Below are 22,460 nucleotides of genomic sequence, written 5' to 3'. Positions count from 1 at the left end.
GGACAGTATCACGGTTTTAAAACTGGTATTGTAACAAAATAATCAACACTAAATGTAATAAAATGATAAAAAAATTGTGTCTAATTTAAATTATAGTATTTTGTTTAGCATCAAATTATGGTAGATTATACAAAACCTTTTGTCAAAAATTTACACTTTATACACTTAAATGGTAAAGTTATCTGTTAATCGTTTTATGATATTGACAAAATATGCTAAGATTGTAGCAATCTAGCAAAGATTGTGAAAAGTTTAACAGTTTTTGACAAACAAAATTTTATTAATTTACACACATTTAGCACTAGGAATCTACTATGGATGCAAACTTTGATGGTTTAAAAGTCATGATTATTGATGACTCAAAAACGATTCGCCGTACAGCCGAAACATTATTAGAAAAAGCAGGCTGTCAAGTGGTAACGGCTGTTGATGGTTTTGACGCACTTGCAAAAATCGCAGATTCAAACCCTGACGTGATTTTTGTGGATATTATGATGCCACGCCTTGACGGTTATCAAACCTGTGCTTTGATTAAAAACAATGCCGATTTTGCGAACAAGCCTGTGATTATGTTGTCATCAAAAGATGGCTTATTTGACAAAGCCCGTGGACGTATTGTGGGTTCAGATGAATATTTGACAAAACCGTTTAGCAAAGAAGAACTGTTTGACGCAATCAATCGTTATCGCCCAGCATAATAAGTTGTTAGCTGTTGATAGTCTATGCTATCAATGGCTTTTTGCGTTGGTTATACAGTTACAAACAGTTGTAGATAATTATCAATCAACTGGTAAAAACTGTAATATAACATAACAACTTTAAAAATCTTATGTTAACACAATTTTAAAAATACCTTAAGAAAAATGGTAAGGAATTTGTAATGGCAAAAATTTTAGTTGTAGATGATTCGCCATCAGAAATGGCAAAATTTCGTGATATTTTGACCAAAAACAATTATGAAATTATTGAAGCAACCACAGGCGAAGACGGCATTCAACACGCAATTAATGACCAACCTGATGTGATTTTAATGGACGTTGTCATGCCCGAAATGAATGGCTTTCAAGCAACTCGTCAAATCACCAAAAACCCAGCAACGGCACACATTCCTGTGGTGATTATTAGCACCAAAAATCAAGAGACAGACCGTGTATGGGGCAAACGCCAAGGTGCAAAAGATTATTTAACCAAACCTGTAACCGAAGCTGAGTTGATTCAAGTCATTCAAGCGATGATGGAGTAGTTTTGTGGCATCAAACGGATTTATTGAGCTTTTACGCTTAGCAGATAGGGCGGTGAAACGTAAAAAAGGTGAGCATTTTACGGCAAAAACCCAATGGCTTGGCGTGGCATTTATGTTAGGCGGTGAGCAGTTGGTTGCTCCGCTTGGCGACATTGCTGAAGTGTTATCAATCCCTGATATCACCCCTGTACCATTGGCAAAACCTTGGTTAACAGGTGTAGCGAATGTGCGTGGACGTTTGTTGCCGATTACAAATTTGGTTAGTTATTTGGGATTGACACCGACTCAAGGTCGTCGGATTAATCAAAAATTGTTGGTTATTGACCAACCAAAAATTTTTAGTGGCTTACAAGTTGATGAAGTGCTAGGTATTCAAACCTTTAACCAGCGTCAATATGAACCGATTGGGTTGCCAGCTGAATCACCTTTGGCAAACTATACACATGGGCGTTTTCGTCAAAATGAACAGACTTGGTATATTTTTATGCCAAGTTTTTTAACACAAGACCCACGTTATTTAGAAGCTGCTTTGTAATCGTTTTTTTAACATTTTTAACCCCGTATTTTTTCAAATAATTTCTTAGTGAAATTTGATTGTAATTTAGAGGAATCAGCATTCATGGATACCCAAACTTCTAGTGCGAGTACCAATACTTCTCCTGCTATCGTCTCCGAAACTTATCTGGATACGGTAGGCAATGAAGAATCCAAAAAATGGACAGGTTTTGCCGTTTTCGCATCTATTCTTGCGATTTTAGCATTTATTTATTTGGTGTATAGCCTTTTGGGTAATCAAGCATCCTCGCCAGTTACCACCAATATTGGTGCGATTAGTCAAGGTATTGCGACCAATGTGAATAACACCTTTAAGGCGGATACGGCACAAGCAGTTCAACAAGGTTTGGCAAATTTGGATAAAAATGCCAAAGAAATGTCAATAGCTGTAGCAGGTCGTCCAAATTTGGTATCAGGTTGGGAAGAAAATCAAAAGAAAATCGCATTTTTGACTCAAAATCAACAAACCATCGGTCAAGTTAACGAGGCGATGGGAATTGTTGCTCAGACATTGCCTGAATTGCAAAAACAATACCGCCAATTGGTTGAAAAAATGTTGGCGACAGGTGCGACAACCAATCAAGTAGCAATTGCCAACAATCAAGTTTGGCTTGCTGAAAAAATTGGCAATCAAATCAATCGTTTACAAAGCAATCAAAGCACGGATATTAAGCAGTTAACCCAAGATATTCAACTGTTTGAGGCAACGATTAATGCAGAGCTTGCGGGTACGCCTGAAATCCAAAAAGTCTTTAATCCATCACAATTAGAAACGTTAAATGCGATTAAACAAAGTTTTGATTCGTCTGTCAAACCTGCTTTAGATAGCTTGGTTGCAGGGGAAGGGATTTATAGTCAAGCACGTGAGCAAGCCAATGCAGTTAGCAAATTTGCCCAAGAAAATAGCACTGTGGTGAGTTCGTCTGTGGCAACGCCAGCACACCATAATCTAATGTTATATTGGGGGTTGGCATTGGCGACTTTGCTAGGCTTCTTATTGGCTTTGTATTTTATGAACCGTCAGTTACGTGCCAAAAATGATGAAGAACGCCGTATTAGTGAACGTGAAACACGCCGCCAGTTATTAGAGATGGAGGCGGAGTCTGACCGTGCTCGCAAAATTCAAGAAGAAAACGAACGCAACCAAATGGCGATTTTGCGTTTGCTTGATGAATTGGGCGATTTGGCGGAAGGGGACTTGACCGTTAATGCGACAGTATCGGAAGACTTTACAGGGGCGATTGCCGACTCGGTAAACTTTGCGATTGACCAGTTGCGTCAGTTGGTATCTGCGATTAACGTTACTGCAGAACGAGTTGCTCGTGCATCAGACCAAACACAGGCGACAGCGGTAGAGCTTGCCGAAGCGTCAGAAAGCCAAGCACAAGAGATTGCGGGTGCATCAGCTGCGATTAACGAAATGGCGGTGTCTATTGACCAAGTATCATCAAACGCTGCAGAATCTGCTGCGGTTGCTGACCGTTCGGTTGCGATTGCATATAACGGTGCGGAAGTGGTACAACGTACTATTGACGGTATGAACACGATTCGAGACCAGATTCAAGAAACATCAAAACGTATTAAACGTTTGGGTGAATCATCACAAGAGATTGGTGATATCGTTGGATTGATTAACGACATTGCCGACCAAACCAATATTCTAGCATTGAACGCCGCTATTCAAGCATCGATGGCAGGTGAAGCAGGTCGTGGTTTTGCGGTCGTTGCGGACGAGGTTCAGCGTCTAGCGGAACGTTCAGCAACAGCGACCAAACAGATTGAAACACTGGTAAAAACCATTCAGGCGGATACCAACGAAGCGGTAATGTCAATGGAATCAACCACAGCCGAAGTTGTGAAAGGGGCAAAACTTGCAAAAGACGCAGGTGAAGCACTAGAAGAAGTACAATCGGTTTCTAACAGCTTGGCGGAATTAATTCAGTCGATTTCTAACGCAGCACGTCAACAAGCGGCATCAGCGGGTCATATCTCAAATACGATGAATATCATTCAAGATATTACTTCGCAAACAACGTCTGGTACATTGGCAGCAGCTCGTTCAATCGGTCAGTTGAACGAAATGGCGGCAGCGTTGCAAGAGTCTGTATCTGGCTTTAAATTGCCTGATGAAGCTTTTAGTAGTACCACAACAACGATTTATTAATTGGCAAATACTAAAAAATAAGGGTTATTTTACCCTTATTTTGCCATTTGTGTGGTTGGGCTGGTTGTTTCGTTTGTTGTTTGGTAAAAATATGTTTTGGCATATGGGCGTAAACATTGATGATAAAGACATACCGACTTTCACAAAATGAATTGACTATGTGGCTAAAATATATTGAGCATCAAGTGGGTTTTGTATTGCCAAGCGGTCAACTTCATTGGGTTAAAAGTGTCATTGAGCGACATTTGCAAATCAATCAGTTAAGTAATACCGATTTTTTAGAAAAGATTGCACATGATGATAGCTTGTATCATCAACTGTTTGATGATATTTTAATCCCAAGAACCGAATTTTTTCGACATATTCCAACGTTTGAGTTCATAGAAAATTATGCCAAACATTGGCAAAATCTTGAACAACAAAACAAGCAGTCAAGCCCTTTTACCGCTTGGAGTGTGGGCTGTTCTACAGGACAAGAGGCGGTATCTTTGTTGTTGACTTTAGCACCTGTGTTACGTCAACGGCGAGATTTTTTGGTGTATGGTTCAGATTTTCGCCAACAGTCATTGCAGTTTGCAAAAAAAGGTGAATATGATATTGCAGAGTTGTTGAGTATTCCTAAAGTTTATCAGCAAGATTTAGACATTCATGAACGCCATTTTTGCGTAAAACCACAAGAACGCCGTCATTTGCAGTTTTTTAGTAAAAATTTGGTGGATTACGAACAGGCAATACCGATTTTAAAAAGACAGTGCCAAGTGATTATTTGTAAAAATGTGTTGATTTATTTTCGTCAGTTTGAGCAAAGAGATATTGTGCATTATTTAAGTCAGTTTTTGGCAGATGATGGGGTGTTATTGCTGGGTGCAGGTGAGTTGACACGTTTTCAGACAACAAAGTTGGTGCGATTGCCACAGACGGCAATCAATGGTTTTTGTAAGCCGACAGCACCAGATTGGTTAAAACAGATACGATGATATAAGTCATCATAAAATTTTTTAAAAAATATATCGTTACGGTAGGAATCGTATGAGTAAACAACGTACTTTAATAGCTTTGGATTGGTTAATGCCGGTGTTGCAGGATATTTTTGATGAGCAAAATTACCTGTTACATCGTGATGATGTGCCAATGGACTGGGAGTCGCTTGGGCAGTCGTTGCACCAAGTGAGCGGTGCGTTGACGTTGACAAATCAATATTTGTTGGCAGAATTGGCAGGTGCTTTGGAGCAGGTTTCTGATGTGATTGCCAAAGGTGAAATTGCCGATGGTTCGGTATTTGAAAATGGTCAAACTGCCAAAAAAAATATTATCCAAGCGGTGCATTTGTTACAGTACGAAATCCAACAATTACAAAGAAAACAACAGATACACGAGCCTTGGGTGGTTGACCGTATTGGTTTCTTATATGAATCAATCGGACAGGCAAAACCCGATTTATCAAAAATCATTGGTTATCATGCGGATAATACGCAAGATACCGATGCGTATTTGCCATTGTTGTCAAAATTGCCAACGCCTAATATTAGCAAGGATTGGCAAGATGACAATGTCCAACATTTAACCAAACTTTGGCGTTATTGTACTTTGCAGTTGTTGCAACAGCAAAAAAATGATGTAAAAAGTTTGGAAACTTTGGCAAAAATCGCCAATTATTTGGCAGCGACACCTCTTAATGCGACATTTCGTCAAGTTTGGCATTTGGTGGCGTTGTGGTTTGGTAGTTTGGCATTGAATGACAAGCCAACGCCAGAGCAGTATGTGATTTTTTTGTCAAACCTAGAGGCGTTGTTACAGCAAAATACGGACAAAGTGCCTGACTTTGATACAGGGCGTTTGGCGGTTGATATTTTGTTACATTTAAGTCGTTTGGGAAATAAAACAGAGCCAGCAGAAGCGTTGTTAAACAGTCTTGATTTAAATGATAAGTTTGAAAATGACACCTTGTTTAGTCAGGTATTGGAAAAATTAGAAAAGGCGATTTATCAAGTTTATGAACCTGCTACAATTTTGCCGATTTTAGACAATGTCAAGGTAGCTTTGGTCAATCGTGGTTGGATGTTTTATGGACATCATTTAGATGTGATTATCAATGATGTAAAAATGATGATTGATGATGCCAATATGGCATCAAGTTTGGCATGGCAGGTTGAGCGTCAGTTGCAAGATTTGTACAGCCAATTGTTGTCAACAGCCGAAACTTTAGATAGTCAGATTGGCTTGCACCATTTTTCTTATGCTTCAGACCCAGAGCATGAGGCGGTGCGACAAACTCGTATTTATTTAGAAAATGTAAAATGTCAATTTAACGAATATACAAAATCGCATGATTTAGCCCATTTGCGCGTCAATGACGAATTGGTGTCTATGGTGCAAGTATTTGGATTACTTGGGCTAAACCGTCCAAAAGAGTTGGCGGAACAGTTACGCATTTTGTTAAGCCGTATTGTTAGCAAAAATGTAGCAGTATTGAGCTGGGATGCAACAGACGCAATCGCAGAAATGATTGCACGTTTTGAGCTGTTTTTGGATTATCTGTCGCATCAAAGCGTGAGCGAAGAATTGCTTGACCAAACGCAAGCACAGTTAAATCGTGCCAATTTGTTGGTGAAAAACTTGATTGATATGCCGATGTCGGAGTCGGCTTTGCCATCTCGTGATAAAGTATTTGAGAATAATACGGTTATTTATGATGATGAGGGTGAAAAAATCGCCAATCAGCAGGCAAATCAAGTGGATACTGCCCAGCCAACGGCAGAAACATTCACATCAGCAGATGAAAATGTGTCATCTGATGATGATGTTATTTTTGACGATGATGACATTGTCTTTGATGATGAACCTGACGAAACTCAGAATACACAAGAGATTGTAGAAACTATCACCAAAGCCGATGAAGCCACGGATACTGATGTAGAGAACGTTACAAATGCGTCTGTGCAAAATATGCCAGTCGCTGAGTCAGAGGCGTTAATTCAAGCAAGAGAAGCCTTAAAGCCAGATGATTTTGAGATGGCGGACGAAGAAATTCGTGAAATTTTTATTGAAGAAGCTGATGAAGTTTTGCAAGAGATGGATAGCAACTTGCCTGTATGGCAAGCTGACCCGAGTGATTTAAAAACTTTAAAAGAAATCCGCCGTGGTTTTCATACCTTAAAAGGTTCTGGGCGTATGGTCGGTGCGTACCAAATTGGTGAAATGGCTTGGGCGGTTGAAAATATGCTGAACCGTGTGCTAGATGGCACGTTGTCAAGCAGTGATGAATTGGCACAATTTATTGGCGAAACTCGCCAAAAAATCCCAACCTTGGTGAACGATTTTGCCCAAATGCAAGCACCAAGCCTTGACCCTGCAATTACGGTTTTACAAGCCAATAATATTTTGGCAGGTAAACCAATTAACACAGGTCTAAATCTGCAATCAAACACTGTATCTACACAGCCGACTGTGGCGGAAGTGGCTGTACAGCCTGAATTCACCGAACAAGATTTTACTGAACAATTGGTTATCACAGACAGCGATGACAATCATGCAGAGCAAAGCACGCCAATGGTTGCTACGCAAAGCGTTGACAAATTGGCGACTGATGGCTTGTTGATTGATAATTTGCCAGAGCCTGTCAAACAAGCTTATGATGAGTTAAATGAAGTGGCAGATGGCGAATCTGACCCAGATATCCAAGAAATCTTTATTGAAGAAGCACAAGAAGTATTAGAAACCATTCAACCTTTATATGCTGAATGGAAAGCCGAACCAAGCGATATGACAACCTTAAAAGAGCTAAGACGTGGTTTCCACACCTTAAAAGGCTCTGGGCGTATGGTTGGGGCAAATCAGCTTGGTGAGTTGGCATGGTCTATTGAAAATATGCTTAACCGTGTCATGGACAATACCATCACGCCTGAAACTGGTTTGGTTGCATTGGTGGGTGATGTGTTGGCAGATTTTCACGCTTTGGTGGATATTTTTGCCCAAGGGCGTAATGATTATCCGCAAATTATCAAAGTTTGGTCGGCGATTGCCAATGCCTATGTCAAAAAGCAAGGTGCAAATTTTGATTATCCGACAACCATGCAGTCAGTGTTGGGTGGAAGTGTTAGCCAAAGCGTAACAGATGAAAATACCAAAACGCCAACGGCTAATGTTGATGACAATCAGCAGATTGATGATGATAAAATTCTTGATGACGAAATTGATGACAGTATCACCGATAGTACTGTTGCCACACATGACACTGATGATGTATCATTAGACGACAATGAAAAAGTTGCAATGACGGTGTTTTTAGAAGAAGCACAAGAATTGACAACAAAAATTGATAGCTTTATCAATACCCATGCCAATCAAGACCAAGTAAAAGTAACTGATGAGTTGGTTAGAGCTTTTCATACTTTGCGTGGCGGTGCAGCAATCTTTAAATTGTCCAGAGTGCAAGCATTGAGCGAAATGCTAGAAAATGGGCTAAGTGAGTTGTTGCGTAAAGAGATTGCACTCAATGCCGAACAACTAGAAATATTACAACAAGTCAAAGCCCATTTGCAAGATGATTTGAATAATGCCTATCATTTGTCAAATGTGGCACTAAATGATGATGACCAACAAAGCTTGGAAAATTATCATCAACAATTGTTTGGTGATGTGCATACAGCAAATGCCATTAGCGTGAGTGAATTATTAACGCTTGGTATTGATGAACTGATTGATGCGGATAACTCACTGCTAGAAATTTTTGTCAGTGAAGATGATACTCAAATCGTTAGCTATGCACAGCTACTGGAGTCGCAAGCGGAAAAACTTGTCAATGCGATTGGCGGTCTGAGCTATGTGAGCATTGCCGAAACCTTGCAGTTGGCTTATCACAAACTGACGATTTATCCACATTTTACCAAAGATGATGCTTTGTTAAATGGTTTGATTAATTTGCACGCACAGCTGATTGCGATGTTTGATGCGATTGCAGCAGGTTTGAATGTCTTTGTTGACAAACAATCTATTGAAGGCGTTAAACAATTATTGGCAGACAAACAATATCAAGCCGAAATGGATGCGATTCAATATGAAAAAATTGATACTGATATTGAGCTGTTAGAGATTTTCTTAGCCGAGTCGCAAGAGTTAAGATTGAGTTTACAAAGCAATTTTAACCAATGGCAAAATAACTTAACCAATACCGATGCTCTAAAAGAACTTTGCCGAGAGTACCATACTTTAAAAGGTGGTGCGAGTATGGTGGGGATTGTCAGTATTGCCAATTTAGCCAAATATGCTGAGTTGATGTATGATGCCTTGTTGTCTGAAAAATTGGCGAGCGACCCTGATATCGTGCTGGTCATGCAAAAAGTACATGAAACGACTTATGCACAATTGCAATATGCAATTCAACATCAACAGTCATTTTTTGCCAATGATTTGACCGTACAATTAAGTCAAATTTTGTCGGGTAAATTGTTAGCGCATGATGTCGTACCTGCTGTACCTTTAATTGTTGATGTACGTCAGGACGAAGCGGATAATGCTTATGAAGTAGATGAAACTGATGAAGCCAATGCCAATCGGAATGCTGACCCATTGTATGTACAAGAGATTATCAATAACTTTGAGCAACGCCGTTTAGAAACATGGCAGGGTCAAGAGCCTGATGAAGATATTTTGGGCGTGTACCTAGAAGAAGCCAAAGAACTGATTGATAGCAGTAGCCAAAACTTACAAGAATTCCGTAGTAATACCAATAACTTGTCGGCTTTGCAAGCCTTGCAACGTGAATTGCACACCATCAAAGGCGGTGCAAGAATGGTCGGAGCGGAAGGGATTGCCAACTTAGCCCACGAAATGGAAACTATCTATGAAGAGTTAGGTTCTCGTCGTAAGCCAGCCACTCGTATGATTGGCAATTTGTTGGCATCGTGTCATGACTGGTTGGCAAGCTCGCTTTATGTGCTTGAAAATAAATACAACCCACAAACACCGACCACATTAATTCGTGCGTTACAAGACTTTTCACACAATCCTGATAGTCTAAAAGAAGTGCCAGTCATATCTTTGGCAAGCCAAATTGAACAAATTGACATCTATAAAAGTAGCTTAAACCAAGAAGATGATGGCAATAAACGTGATTTGACTGTCATGCCATCTATGGAAAGCAACTTTGAAACAGAACAAGAACAGGTCAATCTCAATGCTGAAAAGCTGCGTATCTCGGCAGGTTTGATGGAGCGTATGATTAACTTGTCAGGCGAATCGGCGATTAACCGAGCCCGTATTGAAATGGGCGTGTCAAGTTTGACCCATACCATTGAAGAGATGGGTTCTACGGTTCAACGTCTTGCCGACCAGTTACGCCGAATGGAAACTGAGCTTGAAGTGCAGATTTTGGCACAGATTGCTGATGAACACAGCGATGATGCGGACTTTGACCCGCTAGAGATGGACCAATATTCGGCATTAAATCAATTGTCAAAATCCTTGTCAGAATCGGCATCGGATTTGGTTGATATTAAAGCGACCATGTTGGATAAAACTCGTGATACCGAAAACTTGTTATTGCAACTGTCTCGCACACAGGCAGATTTGCAAGAAGGCTTGATGAATTCAAGAACCGTTCCATTTTCTCGTATTACCGCTCGTTTACAACGTATCGTCCGTCAAACGGCGACCGAACTTGGCAAATCAGTAGAATTGCGAATTTTAAATGATGAAGGTGAGATTGACCGTAATATCCTAGAACGTATCACATCACCACTTGAGCATATGCTCCGTAATGCGGTTGACCATGGTATTGAAAAATCGCAAGAGCGTATTGAAGCGGGAAAATCTCGTACAGGTCTGATTACTTTAGAAGTACAACGTGAAGGCGGTGAGATTGTCATTCACTTGTCTGACGATGGTAAAGGCATTAACGTTGATGCAGTGCGTAAAAAAGCGGTGGAACAAGGCTTAATCGCCAAAGATGATACCAGTTTAAAACCATTGGATATCATGCAATATATCTTTAACGCAGGACTTTCAACCGCAAAAACCGTTTCGCAAATCTCGGGTCGTGGCGTTGGTATGGACGTGGTACAAAGCGAAGTGAAACAATTGGGTGGCGTGGTACTGGTGGATTCTGAGCTGGGCAAAGGTTCTCGTTTCACCATGCGTTTGCCATTGACCGTTGCGGTGTCTGATGCTTTGGTTGTGCGTGCAGGTGATAAATATTATGCCGTGCCATTGGTACAGATTGAGCGTGTATTGCGTATTAACACAGAGACGGTTTATCAGTTCCACAGCCTTGATGCGACAACTTTAAACATTGATGGGCAAGATTATCGTTTGCGTTATTTAAACCAAATTTTGCATGGTAGCGACCCATTAGAAGCCCTAAGCCAACAGCCTGTCAGCGTGCCTGTAATTATCATTCGTACCGAAACAGGACAAAATATGGCATTGCAGGTTGATGCCATTGCAGGTTCTCGTATTGAAGTGGTTGTTAAACCGCTAGTCCCACAGTTATCGCACATTTCTGGGATTTCTGCGGCTACGATTATGGGTGATGGTTCTGTGATGTTAATCCTTGATTTAATCGCCTTGATGCGTAACGCCACTGCCACTGTTAAGATTGACCGTCAAAAAACTGCCACAAAAGATGCAAATCGTAAGCCTGTGGTCTTAATCATTGATGACTCGGTAACGGTACGTAAAGTAACGTCACGTCTGTTGGAGCGTAATGGTTATGAAGCTCAAGTTGCAACCGACGGTGTGGACGCACTAGAAAAACTGCAAGAATTGACACCAGACATTATGTTGCTGGATATTGAAATGCCGCGTATGGACGGTTTTGAAGTGGCAGCCCAAGTTCGCCATAACGAACGCTTGCGCAACATTCCAATTATCATGATTACCTCTCGTACAGGTGAAAAACACCGTGAACGTGCGATGAGTATTGGTGTAAACGAATACAAAGGCAAACCTTTCCAAGAGCAAGATTTGTTAGATACCCTTGCTAGATTGATTCATGAAAAAACGGTTAGCTAGTATCATTACAGGGAATAAATATTATCATGCAGGATACAGACCAGCCGTTACGCTTTATTGTGATTGCTGAAAGCCAACAGCAACGTATGGCGTTTAGTGATACGATTTTGGCATGGGGCATGGAAGTGGTAGACTGTATCAGTGTTAACCAACTTTCGCAAAAACATTTTAGCACCTATGCTGATGTGTGGCTTGTGGATACCGAAAGAGATTTTGAAATTATTCAATATCTTGAAGAACAAATTGACATAGATGCCAAAATCAAACCAAAAACAGTGTTGATAGGCTTTACGCCATCGCCTTACATCAACGCAGGTCAACCCTACGAAAAATGGCAAAGAAAACTAAAAAGAAAAATCGCAAACAGTCTAAACCGTGATGACTTGATACAACATCGTGGCAAATCTGCTGATGTATTGACGTGGAAATATGTGGTACTACTCGGTGCCTCTATGGGCGGACCGATGGCAGTCAAAGAACTATTGGACCATTTGCCCAATAATTTGCCTTTGGCGTTGATTTTGGCACAACATTTTAACGCCGAAACCCTATCCACACTGCCACGCATTTTGACCCGTCAAAACAATTGGCGCTGTGATGTGATTTATAATACCCAAAAATTGTTGGCAGGTAGATGTTTGATTGTACCTGTGGAAAAATCGGTGGTATTTGATTCTAACGGACGTATTATTCTACAAAAACAAGGCTGGCAAGGGGCGTATCAGCCATCTATTAGCCAACTATTAACCAGTTGTAGCAATGCGTTTGGCAATCATTTTATGAGTATTATTTTTTCGGGTATGGGCGATGATGGTAGCGATGTTGCAACTTTGGTAAAACGAAACGGCAGTCTGATTTGGGCACAAAGCCTTGAAAGTAGCGAATGCCAAAGCCAACCACAGCATATGATTAACACAGGATTGGTGGATTATATTGCCTCGCCAAAACAGTTGGCAGAAGCCCTCGTAAGCTTGTGCAAAAGACGTTGTTTGCCTGATGGCAGACCGATTTTGTTAGCCCCAAATCCACACAGCTATCAAGCGCCCAATCTAAATTTTTAACAAATTGGCAAAACAATAAGAGACATCTTTATGGCAAAAAGTCTGATTAAAATTTTAACCCAAGATGAACACATTGGTATGTTAAGTGTAACCAAAGGACAGCTTAACATTGCAAAAATTCCTGTGATTGGTGCACCAGATTGGATTGTACCACAGGATTTGATTTTGGCGATTGAGCCTTATCATGACCGTATTTGGAACTTTTTGTGGCGTGGTCAAGATGTTTCTGTATATCATTTATTGCCAAAAAGTGAACAAGCAGAATTTATCGTAGTATTAGAAAGTATCACCGATGTACACCGTGTCGGCTTGCAAATTCAAGGTGATGTCAGTTTTCATTCGGTGTGTATTTCTGATTTAAAAGACATTGATGACACGACATATCGTAAAACTTTAAGCGTGCAATATCCGCATATCCTAGAACAAGAAGCCCTACAAAAACAACGACAAGCCGAACAGTTGGCGAGTAATCAACCGGCAGCCTATCAACCAACCGAGCAAGACTATATTTTTCAACCTGTGATGTTTGACGATGAAATGTGTGTGATTCCAGATTTGGATAAAATGTCGCATTTTCTTGTTGATTTGGATAGCTAATGATTGTCAATTTGTGGCATAATAACAACCCTTATCTTTAAGTTAAATTAACTTATCATTCAATCAAATGAGCCGAATAAAGGAAAATCAGATTATGTCGCTATATGCCAACCATGAACGACCGCAACCGTTAACTACTGCCAACCCAAAATGGGCAGTCGCCACTCGTATTTTTCACTGGGGCAGTGTGCTATTACTCATCATCACGTGGGTTATGATACAAATGGACGAAAATGCGGTTGATGACACTTATATCACTTTGCATAAAGCTTTTGGTTTAAGCGTGTTATTTTGGGTGATTGCTCGTTTGATTAACCGTGCTATGACACTCAAAAAAGTGCCACCATCAACGCCCATGCCAAAATGGCAAACAGGAATTGCCCATTTAACCCATTTATTGTTATATGTATTAATTTTGGCGATGCCTTTGACAGCATGGTGTGCGACAATGTTGCGTGGCAATGGTGTGGATTTTTTTGGTTTGTTTGAAATTCCGAGCTTTTTGGCAGAAAACCGAGATTTATCACGCAGTTTGATGGGGTTTCATAAGGGTCTGATTTGGACATTGTTATTGACTTTTACAGGATTGCATATTGTTGGGGCGTTGTACCACCAATTTATCCAAAAAGACAATTTGATAAAACGTATGTTGTAATTGACATTGTTAAAAAAAATTAAAAAAAGGGCGTTTTGTATATGCCCTTTTTTATGGTTTTGTATGGTGGATTTGATACATTTATCGGCGTTCAGGCAAACTGATATTAAGTTCCAACACTTCCATATTGGCTTCGGTATGATGTTGCACATTGACATCATCAATCTGCACGCCTGATACATAATTATTCACCACTGCCAAAATTTCACGTTTCATTTTTTCAATGCGTTCTGGTGTTAAGCGGTCTTGTAGACGGTTTTCGCTTGCGACAATCACCTTTAAACGTTCGGCTGCGGTATTGGCACTCTTTGACTTTTGTTCTGTGCCAAATAGGCTACTCCAAAAACTTTTTTTCATGGATTAGCCCCCAAACCAACGTTGCAAGAAGCTTTTCTTTTTCACGTCAATATGGCGATAGGGACGTTCTTCACCCAAAAAACGTGCAATCATGTCATCATAACATTGACCTGCACGAGATTCTTTGTCTAGCACCACAGGCACGCCTTGGTTTGACGCTTCTAGCACGCTATCGCTTTCAGGAATCACGCCCAACAGTGGCACTTTTAAGATATCGTTTGAAATACTGTTAATGTCCATCATTTCGCCACGTTCGGCACGTTCGGCGTTATAACGGTTAATCACCAAATGCTCACGCACTGTGCCTGTGCCGTCTTCTACTTTTTTGGTACGGCTTTGCAAAATGCCGATAATACGGTCAGAATCTCGCACTGATGAAATTTCAGGATTGGTAACGATAATCGCTTCATCAGCATGATACATGGCAAGTTGAGCCCCACGCTCAATCCCTGCAGGCGAGTCGCAAACGATATAGTCAAATTGTTTTGACAACTCTTCAATCACTTCGGCAACGCCTTCATCGGTCAAAGCGTCTTTATCACGAGTTTGGCTCGCTGGTAAGATAAACAAGTTGTTGAGTTGTTTGTCTTTAACAAGGGCTTGCGACAGACGAGCATTGCCTGTAATGACATCAACAAAGTCATACACGATACGGTTTTCACAGCCCATAATCAAGTCAAGATTACGCAAACCTACGTCAAAATCAATGACAACGGTTTTGTAGCCACGCAATGCCAAGCCAGTTGCGAATGATGCACTCGTTGTTGTTTTACCAACACCGCCTTTTCCAGAAGTTACCACGACAATTTTTGCCACTGCTATTTACTCCATTTTAAATAAATCTTAATAAAATTTTACTATTTTAACACAACATTTTGATTTATTCCATCAAACTAAATACCAAGCCTTGTTCATCAGCAAAACTGACTTCAACCGCTTTGTTCAACAGCTCTGTGGGAATGTTTTCTTTCAAACAATACGTCCCCGCGACCGATACCAAAGATGGATTAAATTTTAAACAAAAAATTCGTGCATTTTTGTCGCCCGTTGCCCCTGCGACCAGTCGCCCTTCGGCTTTGCCATAGATGTGTAGGCTGTAGTCGGTGATGGCTTCCGCCCCTGCGTTGATGCCTTTTGTTAAAATCACATCGCCACCGACATGGTTAATGCTTTGTCCAGAGCGGACGATTTGATGATAAACCAAGTCGCCCTCCACATTTTGGGTGTAATCGGTATCTGGCGAGATATTCAGTTTGTTTGATGGTTCATCGTTATTTTGATTTTCATTTGTCAAAATATCGGTTGTTTGTGCTGTTAAATCGCTTTGTTTTTCTTGATTATCTGATGTTTCGGTATTGACCTCAGCCGATTGTTCATTAGGTTTGTTGTCGGTGTTGTCATTGGGCTTGTCGTCTGATTTTTGGGGTTCGTCAGATGATTTTTGGACAACCACGTTTTTGCTTTTGCCATCTTTGCTTTTACCATCAATGCGTTGTCCATCGGCAGGAAAAATAGCGATATTGTTATCAACAGCTTGTTGTTGTTGCTCGTCATTTTTTGGAATAATGCCAATCGGTTGTAATCCTAAGTCCCACAAGCCTTGCCAAAGTTTTGTCAATTTAATATCACTGTCAAAACTCACCACCACAAGCAATTTGCTGTCTAATTTTTTACCCAATTTTTCAGAAACTTTGTTTAAAACACTGTCAATCTCATCGCCTTGCAATTGTAAACGGGTAAAATTAAGCATACGCCCTGTCAGTTTGACAGTTGTTGGGATAGTTGGTTTTTCGTTATCTTGTTGATTTTCTTGGCTTTCTTTGTTTTGGTTTTCTTTGTCGGTATCGGTCATAATTTGCCTTGTTGTTTATAAAATAAAAAATACGCTCAATTTTAACAAAATTTTGCCAAAAAATCTTATCAAAATTCATGCAACATTCATGTAATATCAATGCACCAAATCTGGCGAATTGGCGTGGGCTTTCCACTGCTGGATTTTGACTTGTTCGGCAATGGCGGTAAGGCTTTCGTGAATGATGGAGCTTACCAGTTTTTCTAAGGTTTCGCTTGTAGTATCTACTTGCGACACGCCTTTGGCAATTTCGTGATAAATTTGGTTTAAATTATCAGTTTGGGTCAGATGTTGAGCGGTGTTAAGCGTGATATTTTTGCCAATTTTTTGGCTAATATTGACGATTTGGTCTTCAATCATACCGCCTGCAATCGGTATCAACCGCAGTAATCGGTGCAATTCTGGCGTTTGGGTGATGGCTTGTTCAACCGCAACGCTGACTTGTTCGGCAATCGGCACGATAAAAGCAGGCGGTGCGTTTGGCGTGGCTTGGAGTAGGGGGGGTACTTCTTGTTGCAACAACTCTATAATCACCGTTTCAATCTCATCTCGGTGGCGGTCAATGATATTTTGTACCAAATGCCCGTCCGTATTGGCAAGCTCGGCACGAATATTGTCAATCGCCATGATAATCACACGGTCAGAAATCTCTTCTAACACCACATGATAATAAAATTTTAAGGTTTTTAACCAACTTTTTGGCAACACTTGTTTGCCAATTTTGTGCAAACGATAACCAATCACCACCACACGAAGCAAGCGTAACGCACGCAACTGCGGAAAACAGCCCAGCACTTCATACCAATGCACAAAGGGAAAAAAGAACCAACGATAATGGCTTTTGTTGACAATGGCAATGCCCCAACGCACTATCAATTCTGCCACCAAAAACATGGTAAACAAGCCACCGACAAATTTTAATTGTGGGTGAATATTACTTTGATAATGCAACAGCCAACCACCAAAACCTGCCCAATTGCCAACATATGCCATAAAATTACTCATCAACAGACTGTCAATGGTCAAAATTAACAAGTCCAAACTGATAAATGCAATCATAAAAAAATCGTATAGCATTTTTGGGCGAGAACGGACGATTTGTTGTAGGCTTTGGTCGTTTGGCATAAAAAACTCAATGATTTGTTAAAATTTAAAAAATAAAACCATAGTTTAACCAATATTTTGTTACAAAAAAATAGGCAATGTTAAAAATATTTTGTAACAATTTAACCAAATATTACATAACTATTGACAATTTATTACACAATTTTGCCAAAATTGGTGCATAATAATCGCAACAGATATAAAGTCAATTTTTAACATTTATAAATAAAAGAGCATTGATTTTATATTTATCATTCACTTTTATGAGGAATTTATCATGCGTACCAAATTATTATCAGTTGCATTGGCATCAGGTGTTATCTTAACAGGTTGTGCAAGCACAAACGGCACAATGGGTACAGTTGCAAACAACAAAGCGGTATTGGGTGCATTGGGCGGTGCATTGGGCGGTGCGGCTATTTCTAAGGCTACTGGTGGCGAAAAAACAGGTCGTGATGCAGCGATTGGTGCGGCATTGGGTGCTGGCGTTGGCTACTATATGCAACAACAAGAAGCCAAACTAAGACAACAAACTGCTGGCACAGGTATTGAAGTAACTAGAGACCCAGTTACTAACAACATCAACCTAGCTATTCCAGAAGCGATTACTTTTGATGTAGCACAAGCAACTATCAAACCTGCTTTTTATAACACATTAAACCAAATGGCAAGCACCATCAGCCAATACAACCAATCAAACGTTGTGGTAAATGGTTATGCGTCAGTTGAAGGCAACCCAGCATTTAACCAAACTTTGTCAGAAAATCGTGCACAAGCCGTTGCGAGCTACTTAGCACAACGTGGTGTATCGCCAATGCGTATCAGTGCGTACGGTCGTGGTGCAACATCACAATTTGGTTCTTCATACGAAGCTAACCGCCGTGTAGAAATGACAATTTTAGCACCACAAAGCATGAACTAATTTTAAATTCATCATTTAAAATTACAGACAAAATAATAAAAAACCCAATTCTTATGTGAGTTGGGTTTTTTATGTTTGCTGATAAATTTTTGGCGATATTTTTAAGCAAAATTTTTTGCAAAAAGCACAAAAAATTGTCATGCGATAGTAGCATTTGTATGTTAAAATTGCCAAGCAAAAACCGCACCAAAAAATAAAAAATACCCAAAATTGACAACCAAATAAACCGAATAAACTGACAAAATGACCAACGCATTACCACCGCCCAATCACGATATTTTACCCAGTCTAAAAACTTTTTTATTAGCCATCAGCCCTGTTTTTTTGGTCTGGTTGCCTGTGTTATGGTTACATTTGACTTTGGTACTGTTTTCAGGATTGATTACTTATGCGTTTACCCGAGCGATTGCCCACAGTATCCGCACAAGCAAGCAAATGCCGACTTTTTTTGGCATTTTTCACCACAAAAACCGAGCCGAATTGTTAGCCATCGTTATTATCGTGGCGATTATCAGCTTATTGATTTATCTGTTTGGCGATTGGGTTGTATCAAAAGCCAATATCGGTGTGTTAAATAAACTGCTTGAACAACTGATGGGTGTGGTGGAGCAGTTGCACACCTTGTTGCCGTGGTCTATTTCGCAGTATCTGCCGATTTCGGTCAATGATTTTAAAGACTTTATTTTTGACACTGCCAAAGAGCATGCGACACAGTTACAAACGTTGGGCGTGCATACCTTGCGTGGCTTGGGCTATGTGGTGGTAGGGATTGCGATTGGGGCGATTATGGCATTACAAATTCCGCCAGCGATTGCCCCCACTGAAAAACCCTTTATCCGTCATATGCGTATGCGGTTTGATGAGTTGATTACAGGTTTTAGTGATGTGTTTTTTGCTCAAGTCAAAATTTCTGCGATTAACACGGTTTTAACGTCCGTTTATTTGCTTGGTATTTTGCCGATGATTGGACACCCATTGCCAATGCCCTGGACGGTCGTGCTGATTACATTTTTTGCGGGGCTTGTGCCTGTGGTCGGCAATCTATTTTCTAATGTGATGATTGTAACCTTGAGTTTGACGCATGGCTTGATGGTGAGCCTTTTGTCGCTGACTTGGTTGGTCGGTATTCACAAATTAGAATATTTTTTGAACGCCCAAATCATCGGTACAAAAATCCGTGCAACGGCATGGGAATTGTTGCTGTTTATGCTCGTACTAGAATCCACGTTTGGCTTGGCAGGCTTGGTATCCGCCCCTGTGATTTACGCCCAAATCAAACGCATTTTGCACAATCGTGGTTGGGTATAACTGGTGGTAATGATGACAAATTTTTCCAACGTTCAGTCTCAAAACCCACATTTGACCGATGAATTTATTCAATCGGTTTATGGACAGATGTTGAATTTTGCCAAAAATCAGTTGCGTGATGACACGTCTGCCGAAGACGTGGTACAAGAAACTTTTGTTAATGCGTTTAAATATATTGACAATTTTAAAGGCAATTCGGCATTTAAAACATGGGTTTTTGCCATTTTAAAAAATAAAATCGCCGACCACATTCGCCAAAACCAAAAATATGTCAAGTTATCGGACTTTGGCAATGATGAACAAAGCCATGATGAAATTTTACAAACATTATTTGATGAAATTGGACATTGGCAAGTGGATTCGCCGATTATCAGCTTTGATAATAGTTGGGAAAATCCAGAAAATCACGCCTATCAAGATGACTTTTGGCAAGTGATGGAAGCGTGTTTGCAAAATTTGCCAAGCGAGCAGGCAAGGGCGTTTTTGATGCGAGAATATATTGAACTAAGTACCGAAGAAATTTGTCAAGAAATGGCGATTTCTAGCCAAAATTTTTATGTATTAATGCACCGAGCTAGACTAAGACTGCAAAAATGTTTATCAATTCATTGGTTTTCAGAAAACTAATCACTGAAAAAAATCATTAAAAATAACTGATAAAAAATGTTAAAAAAAATTAATACCGCCATTATCCAAAAACTGACCTATGACTGTGAACAAGCGACTGCCAAAATCAGCCTGTCGCACGAACAGCCTTTAAACAAAGCCGAACGCTTGCAATTATACGCCCATCGGAAAATGTGCAAAGAATGTGAGCAGTTTTATCAAAATGACAAAAAGTTAAGCCGTATGATTGCCAAACACAAATATCAAAACATAACCAACATTCACAAACGCCCATAAAAAAAGCCTTGTTGTATAAGGCTTTTTTTGCTAAAAATAGCCAAAGGATTACACCAAATTTTTGATATCTTGTACCATTTTTTCAATCATTTCGTTGGCTTGGTTTTCGGTTTCTTGGTGGTTTTTTAAGCTTTCAGTCTGTTCAAACAAAGTCAAAGCACACAGCACCAACAACTCTTCGTGGGGCAGTTGCGGACTATAACGGCGAACTTCTTGGATAAAATGATTAATGTAGTTAGATGCACGCTCTAAGGCAGGCTCTTCACCGTCTGGGCAGTTAATCGCATAATTACGCCCATTGATTAAAATATCTACTTTATTTGACATATTTTTTCCTAAAATTTGTGAATTATTTGTGAATGATGTGTTGGTTATATTCGGTTAATTATCTTCGTTGTCAATTTTAGCCAGTCGCTCTAATACCAATTTGGTATGCTCGGCGGCGACTTGGTTTTTTTCAATCAATTTTTGATTGGCAAGGCTTAATTCGTCAATTTTGGCTTGGGCTTGTTCGTACTCATTGCCTAGAACGCTGTGCGAATCGGAGAGCGATTGATAACGAGATTCTAGCTCAGCATGGTTTTGTTCTTGTTCGGCAATTAGTTGTTCAAGGTTTTCAATGCGTTGTTGGGTTTGTTCCAATTCTGACTGAACTTCGGACATTTGTTCGTTACTAATACTGGGTTGGGCTTTTAAACGTGCCAATTCACTGGTGACAAATTGGCATTTTTCGGTTAATTTGGCAATTGCGGTTTGCAATTGTGTCAGTTGTGAGAGTAAATTGCTCATAATCGTGTCTACTAATTGGTTTTACAAAATGGGGTTAAAATTGGGTGAAAAATTGCAAAAAATGAACATTGCTTTCAACCTTTAATAATGCCACAATTACCCCTATAAAGGCTAGTATTCTTGTTAAATTTTCTGCTATTTTATGAAAATTTAACATTTTTTTACAAACTAAATGCGACAAAAGGTGCAAAAAATGGACGATTATTTATCGGGTTGGCAAGATTGGCATGAAAATTTTGCGGATTGGCAAGATATTTCTTTAAGCGAATTACACGGCATTTTGACAGGCGTTTTGTCTGTGTGCGATGCCCCAAAAGCTAGCGAGCAACAGCTTTGGCAAACGTTGTTTAGCGAGTTAAGTTTTACCGAATTTGAGCCAAGTATGCTTGAGTTTTTGGCGGAAGAAGCCGAAGATTTGGTAGCGACTTTGACCGATGACGAAGACAGTTATCAGTTTATGCCGTTGTTGCCTGATGATGAACACGCTTTGTACGAGCGGTTAATGGCGTTAAAAAATTGGGCGAATGGCTTTTTGACAGGCTTTGGCGTAACCGATAGCGGACTGCGACCAGAAGAAAATGTGTTGTTTAACGATTTGGCAAAAATCGGTGCGTTACGCATTAATGAGTTTGATGAAAGTTTGCAAGGCAACAATAATCCAGAAGGCGAAATTGAGTATATGGAGCTGTTGGAGTTTGTGCGTATGATACCTGTGAGTGTGGCGGGTGGGCGTGTGCGTAAATCGCTTGCGAAATTGCCTTTGATAGTGGGTTTTGCGATGAACCGTCCTGTAGGTAAAACCGAAGTCGATGAAGAGCATTTGGATTTTATTGAGCAATTGCAAGATGATGAGTTGGCGTGGGAAAGTGAGAAAGATAGTAATGATGATTTTGTTACCAATATGGTGATTGATGCCATGAGTGGGAAAAAACCGTCTTAG

The 22,460-nt window shown here is 40.1% G+C and carries 19 protein-coding genes and 1 pseudogene; 14 read left to right on the top strand and 6 right to left on the bottom strand.

What is annotated here, in order from left to right; genetic code table 11:
- Positions 1 to 314 precede the first annotated feature (314 nt).
- From pilG to ACGTJS_RS01485, 9 genes and pseudogenes are all read left to right on the top strand, one after another.
- Positions 315 to 698, top strand: a complete 384-nt coding sequence (gene pilG, locus ACGTJS_RS01525; RefSeq protein ID WP_315041228.1) for a twitching motility response regulator PilG — start codon at positions 315 to 317, stop codon at positions 696 to 698.
- A gap of 182 nt (positions 699 to 880) precedes the next feature.
- The gene (locus tag ACGTJS_RS01520) at positions 881 to 1,243 is read left to right on the top strand and encodes a PleD family two-component system response regulator (RefSeq protein WP_315041225.1); all 363 of its coding nucleotides are present in this window, start codon (positions 881 to 883) and stop codon (positions 1,241 to 1,243) included.
- Between the two features lie 4 nt (positions 1,244 to 1,247).
- The gene (locus tag ACGTJS_RS01515) at positions 1,248 to 1,778 is read left to right on the top strand and encodes a chemotaxis protein CheW (RefSeq protein WP_410472607.1); all 531 of its coding nucleotides are present in this window, start codon (positions 1,248 to 1,250) and stop codon (positions 1,776 to 1,778) included.
- Between the two features lie 1,149 nt (positions 1,779 to 2,927).
- Positions 2,928 to 3,962 (top strand): annotated as a pseudogene (locus ACGTJS_RS01510) (methyl-accepting chemotaxis protein); the annotation flags it as partial.
- Positions 3,963 to 4,081: 119 nt separating this feature from the next.
- Positions 4,082 to 4,939: a CheR family methyltransferase gene (locus tag ACGTJS_RS01505; RefSeq protein ID WP_410472606.1), complete on the top strand. Its 858-nt coding sequence runs from the start codon at positions 4,082 to 4,084 to the stop codon at positions 4,937 to 4,939.
- A 52-nt stretch (positions 4,940 to 4,991) separates the two neighbouring features.
- On the top strand, positions 4,992 to 11,972 hold the full coding sequence (locus ACGTJS_RS01500) for an Hpt domain-containing protein (protein WP_410472605.1): 6,981 nt from the start codon (positions 4,992 to 4,994) through the stop codon (positions 11,970 to 11,972).
- A gap of 26 nt (positions 11,973 to 11,998) precedes the next feature.
- Positions 11,999 to 13,033, top strand: coding sequence for a chemotaxis protein CheB (locus ACGTJS_RS01495; protein ID WP_315041212.1), 1,035 nt, complete (start codon positions 11,999 to 12,001; stop codon positions 13,031 to 13,033).
- A gap of 30 nt (positions 13,034 to 13,063) precedes the next feature.
- Positions 13,064 to 13,630: a hypothetical protein gene (locus tag ACGTJS_RS01490; RefSeq protein ID WP_410472604.1), complete on the top strand. Its 567-nt coding sequence runs from the start codon at positions 13,064 to 13,066 to the stop codon at positions 13,628 to 13,630.
- 94 nt (positions 13,631 to 13,724) lie between these two features.
- Complete coding sequence (locus ACGTJS_RS01485) at positions 13,725 to 14,285, top strand: cytochrome b (protein WP_410472603.1); 561 nt, start codon at positions 13,725 to 13,727, stop codon at positions 14,283 to 14,285.
- An 81-nt stretch (positions 14,286 to 14,366) separates the two neighbouring features.
- Here ACGTJS_RS01485 and minE read toward each other — a convergent pair whose 3' ends face one another.
- The 4 genes from minE to ACGTJS_RS01465 all read right to left on the bottom strand — a co-directional run bounded on the left by minE (position 14,367) and on the right by ACGTJS_RS01465 (position 17,619).
- Entirely contained in the window at positions 14,367 to 14,642 is a 276-nt protein-coding gene (minE, locus tag ACGTJS_RS01480) for a cell division topological specificity factor MinE (protein ID WP_410472602.1), read from the bottom strand.
- Positions 14,643 to 14,645: 3 nt separating this feature from the next.
- Positions 14,646 to 15,458: a septum site-determining protein MinD gene (minD, locus tag ACGTJS_RS01475; protein WP_315041203.1), complete on the bottom strand. Its 813-nt coding sequence runs from the start codon at positions 15,456 to 15,458 to the stop codon at positions 14,646 to 14,648.
- A 64-nt stretch (positions 15,459 to 15,522) separates the two neighbouring features.
- Positions 15,523 to 16,494: a septum site-determining protein MinC gene (gene minC, locus ACGTJS_RS01470; RefSeq protein ID WP_410472601.1), complete on the bottom strand. Its 972-nt coding sequence runs from the start codon at positions 16,492 to 16,494 to the stop codon at positions 15,523 to 15,525.
- A 96-nt stretch (positions 16,495 to 16,590) separates the two neighbouring features.
- The gene (locus tag ACGTJS_RS01465) at positions 16,591 to 17,619 is read right to left on the bottom strand and encodes a hypothetical protein (RefSeq protein ID WP_410472600.1); all 1,029 of its coding nucleotides are present in this window, start codon (positions 17,617 to 17,619) and stop codon (positions 16,591 to 16,593) included.
- A 256-nt stretch (positions 17,620 to 17,875) separates the two neighbouring features.
- Here ACGTJS_RS01465 and ACGTJS_RS01460 point away from each other — a divergent pair, with 256 nt between their 5' ends.
- The 4 genes from ACGTJS_RS01460 to ACGTJS_RS01445 all read left to right on the top strand — a co-directional run bounded on the left by ACGTJS_RS01460 (position 17,876) and on the right by ACGTJS_RS01445 (position 20,731).
- Positions 17,876 to 18,520: an OmpA family protein gene (locus ACGTJS_RS01460; RefSeq protein WP_315041198.1), complete on the top strand. Its 645-nt coding sequence runs from the start codon at positions 17,876 to 17,878 to the stop codon at positions 18,518 to 18,520.
- A gap of 243 nt (positions 18,521 to 18,763) precedes the next feature.
- The gene (locus tag ACGTJS_RS01455) at positions 18,764 to 19,828 is read left to right on the top strand and encodes a hypothetical protein (RefSeq protein WP_315041196.1); all 1,065 of its coding nucleotides are present in this window, start codon (positions 18,764 to 18,766) and stop codon (positions 19,826 to 19,828) included.
- A 12-nt stretch (positions 19,829 to 19,840) separates the two neighbouring features.
- Positions 19,841 to 20,455: a sigma-70 family RNA polymerase sigma factor gene (locus ACGTJS_RS01450; RefSeq protein WP_315041193.1), complete on the top strand. Its 615-nt coding sequence runs from the start codon at positions 19,841 to 19,843 to the stop codon at positions 20,453 to 20,455.
- A gap of 36 nt (positions 20,456 to 20,491) precedes the next feature.
- Positions 20,492 to 20,731 (top strand): hypothetical protein, encoded by a 240-nt coding sequence (locus ACGTJS_RS01445; RefSeq protein WP_315041191.1) that lies wholly within the window; start codon positions 20,492 to 20,494, stop codon positions 20,729 to 20,731.
- 48 nt (positions 20,732 to 20,779) lie between these two features.
- On the opposite strand, the gene ACGTJS_RS01440 is transcribed toward ACGTJS_RS01445, so the two are convergent.
- A complete protein-coding gene (locus ACGTJS_RS01440) occupies positions 20,780 to 21,058 on the bottom strand; it encodes a cell division protein ZapA (RefSeq protein ID WP_315041189.1) in 279 nt (92 codons plus the stop codon).
- A 54-nt stretch (positions 21,059 to 21,112) separates the two neighbouring features.
- Complete coding sequence (locus ACGTJS_RS01435) at positions 21,113 to 21,520, bottom strand: hypothetical protein (protein ID WP_410472599.1); 408 nt, start codon at positions 21,518 to 21,520, stop codon at positions 21,113 to 21,115.
- Positions 21,521 to 21,713: 193 nt separating this feature from the next.
- Between ACGTJS_RS01435 and ACGTJS_RS01430 the strand changes: the two genes are divergently transcribed.
- On the top strand, positions 21,714 to 22,460 hold the full coding sequence (locus tag ACGTJS_RS01430; protein ID WP_410472598.1) for a UPF0149 family protein: 747 nt from the start codon (positions 21,714 to 21,716) through the stop codon (positions 22,458 to 22,460).

Origin of the sequence: Faucicola mancuniensis (genome assembly GCF_046523945.1) — a bacterium.
In the GTDB taxonomy this organism is placed as follows: Bacteria; Pseudomonadota; Gammaproteobacteria; order Pseudomonadales; family Moraxellaceae; genus Faucicola; species Faucicola mancuniensis.
This window is presented reverse-complemented; position numbering and strand designations above follow the sequence as displayed.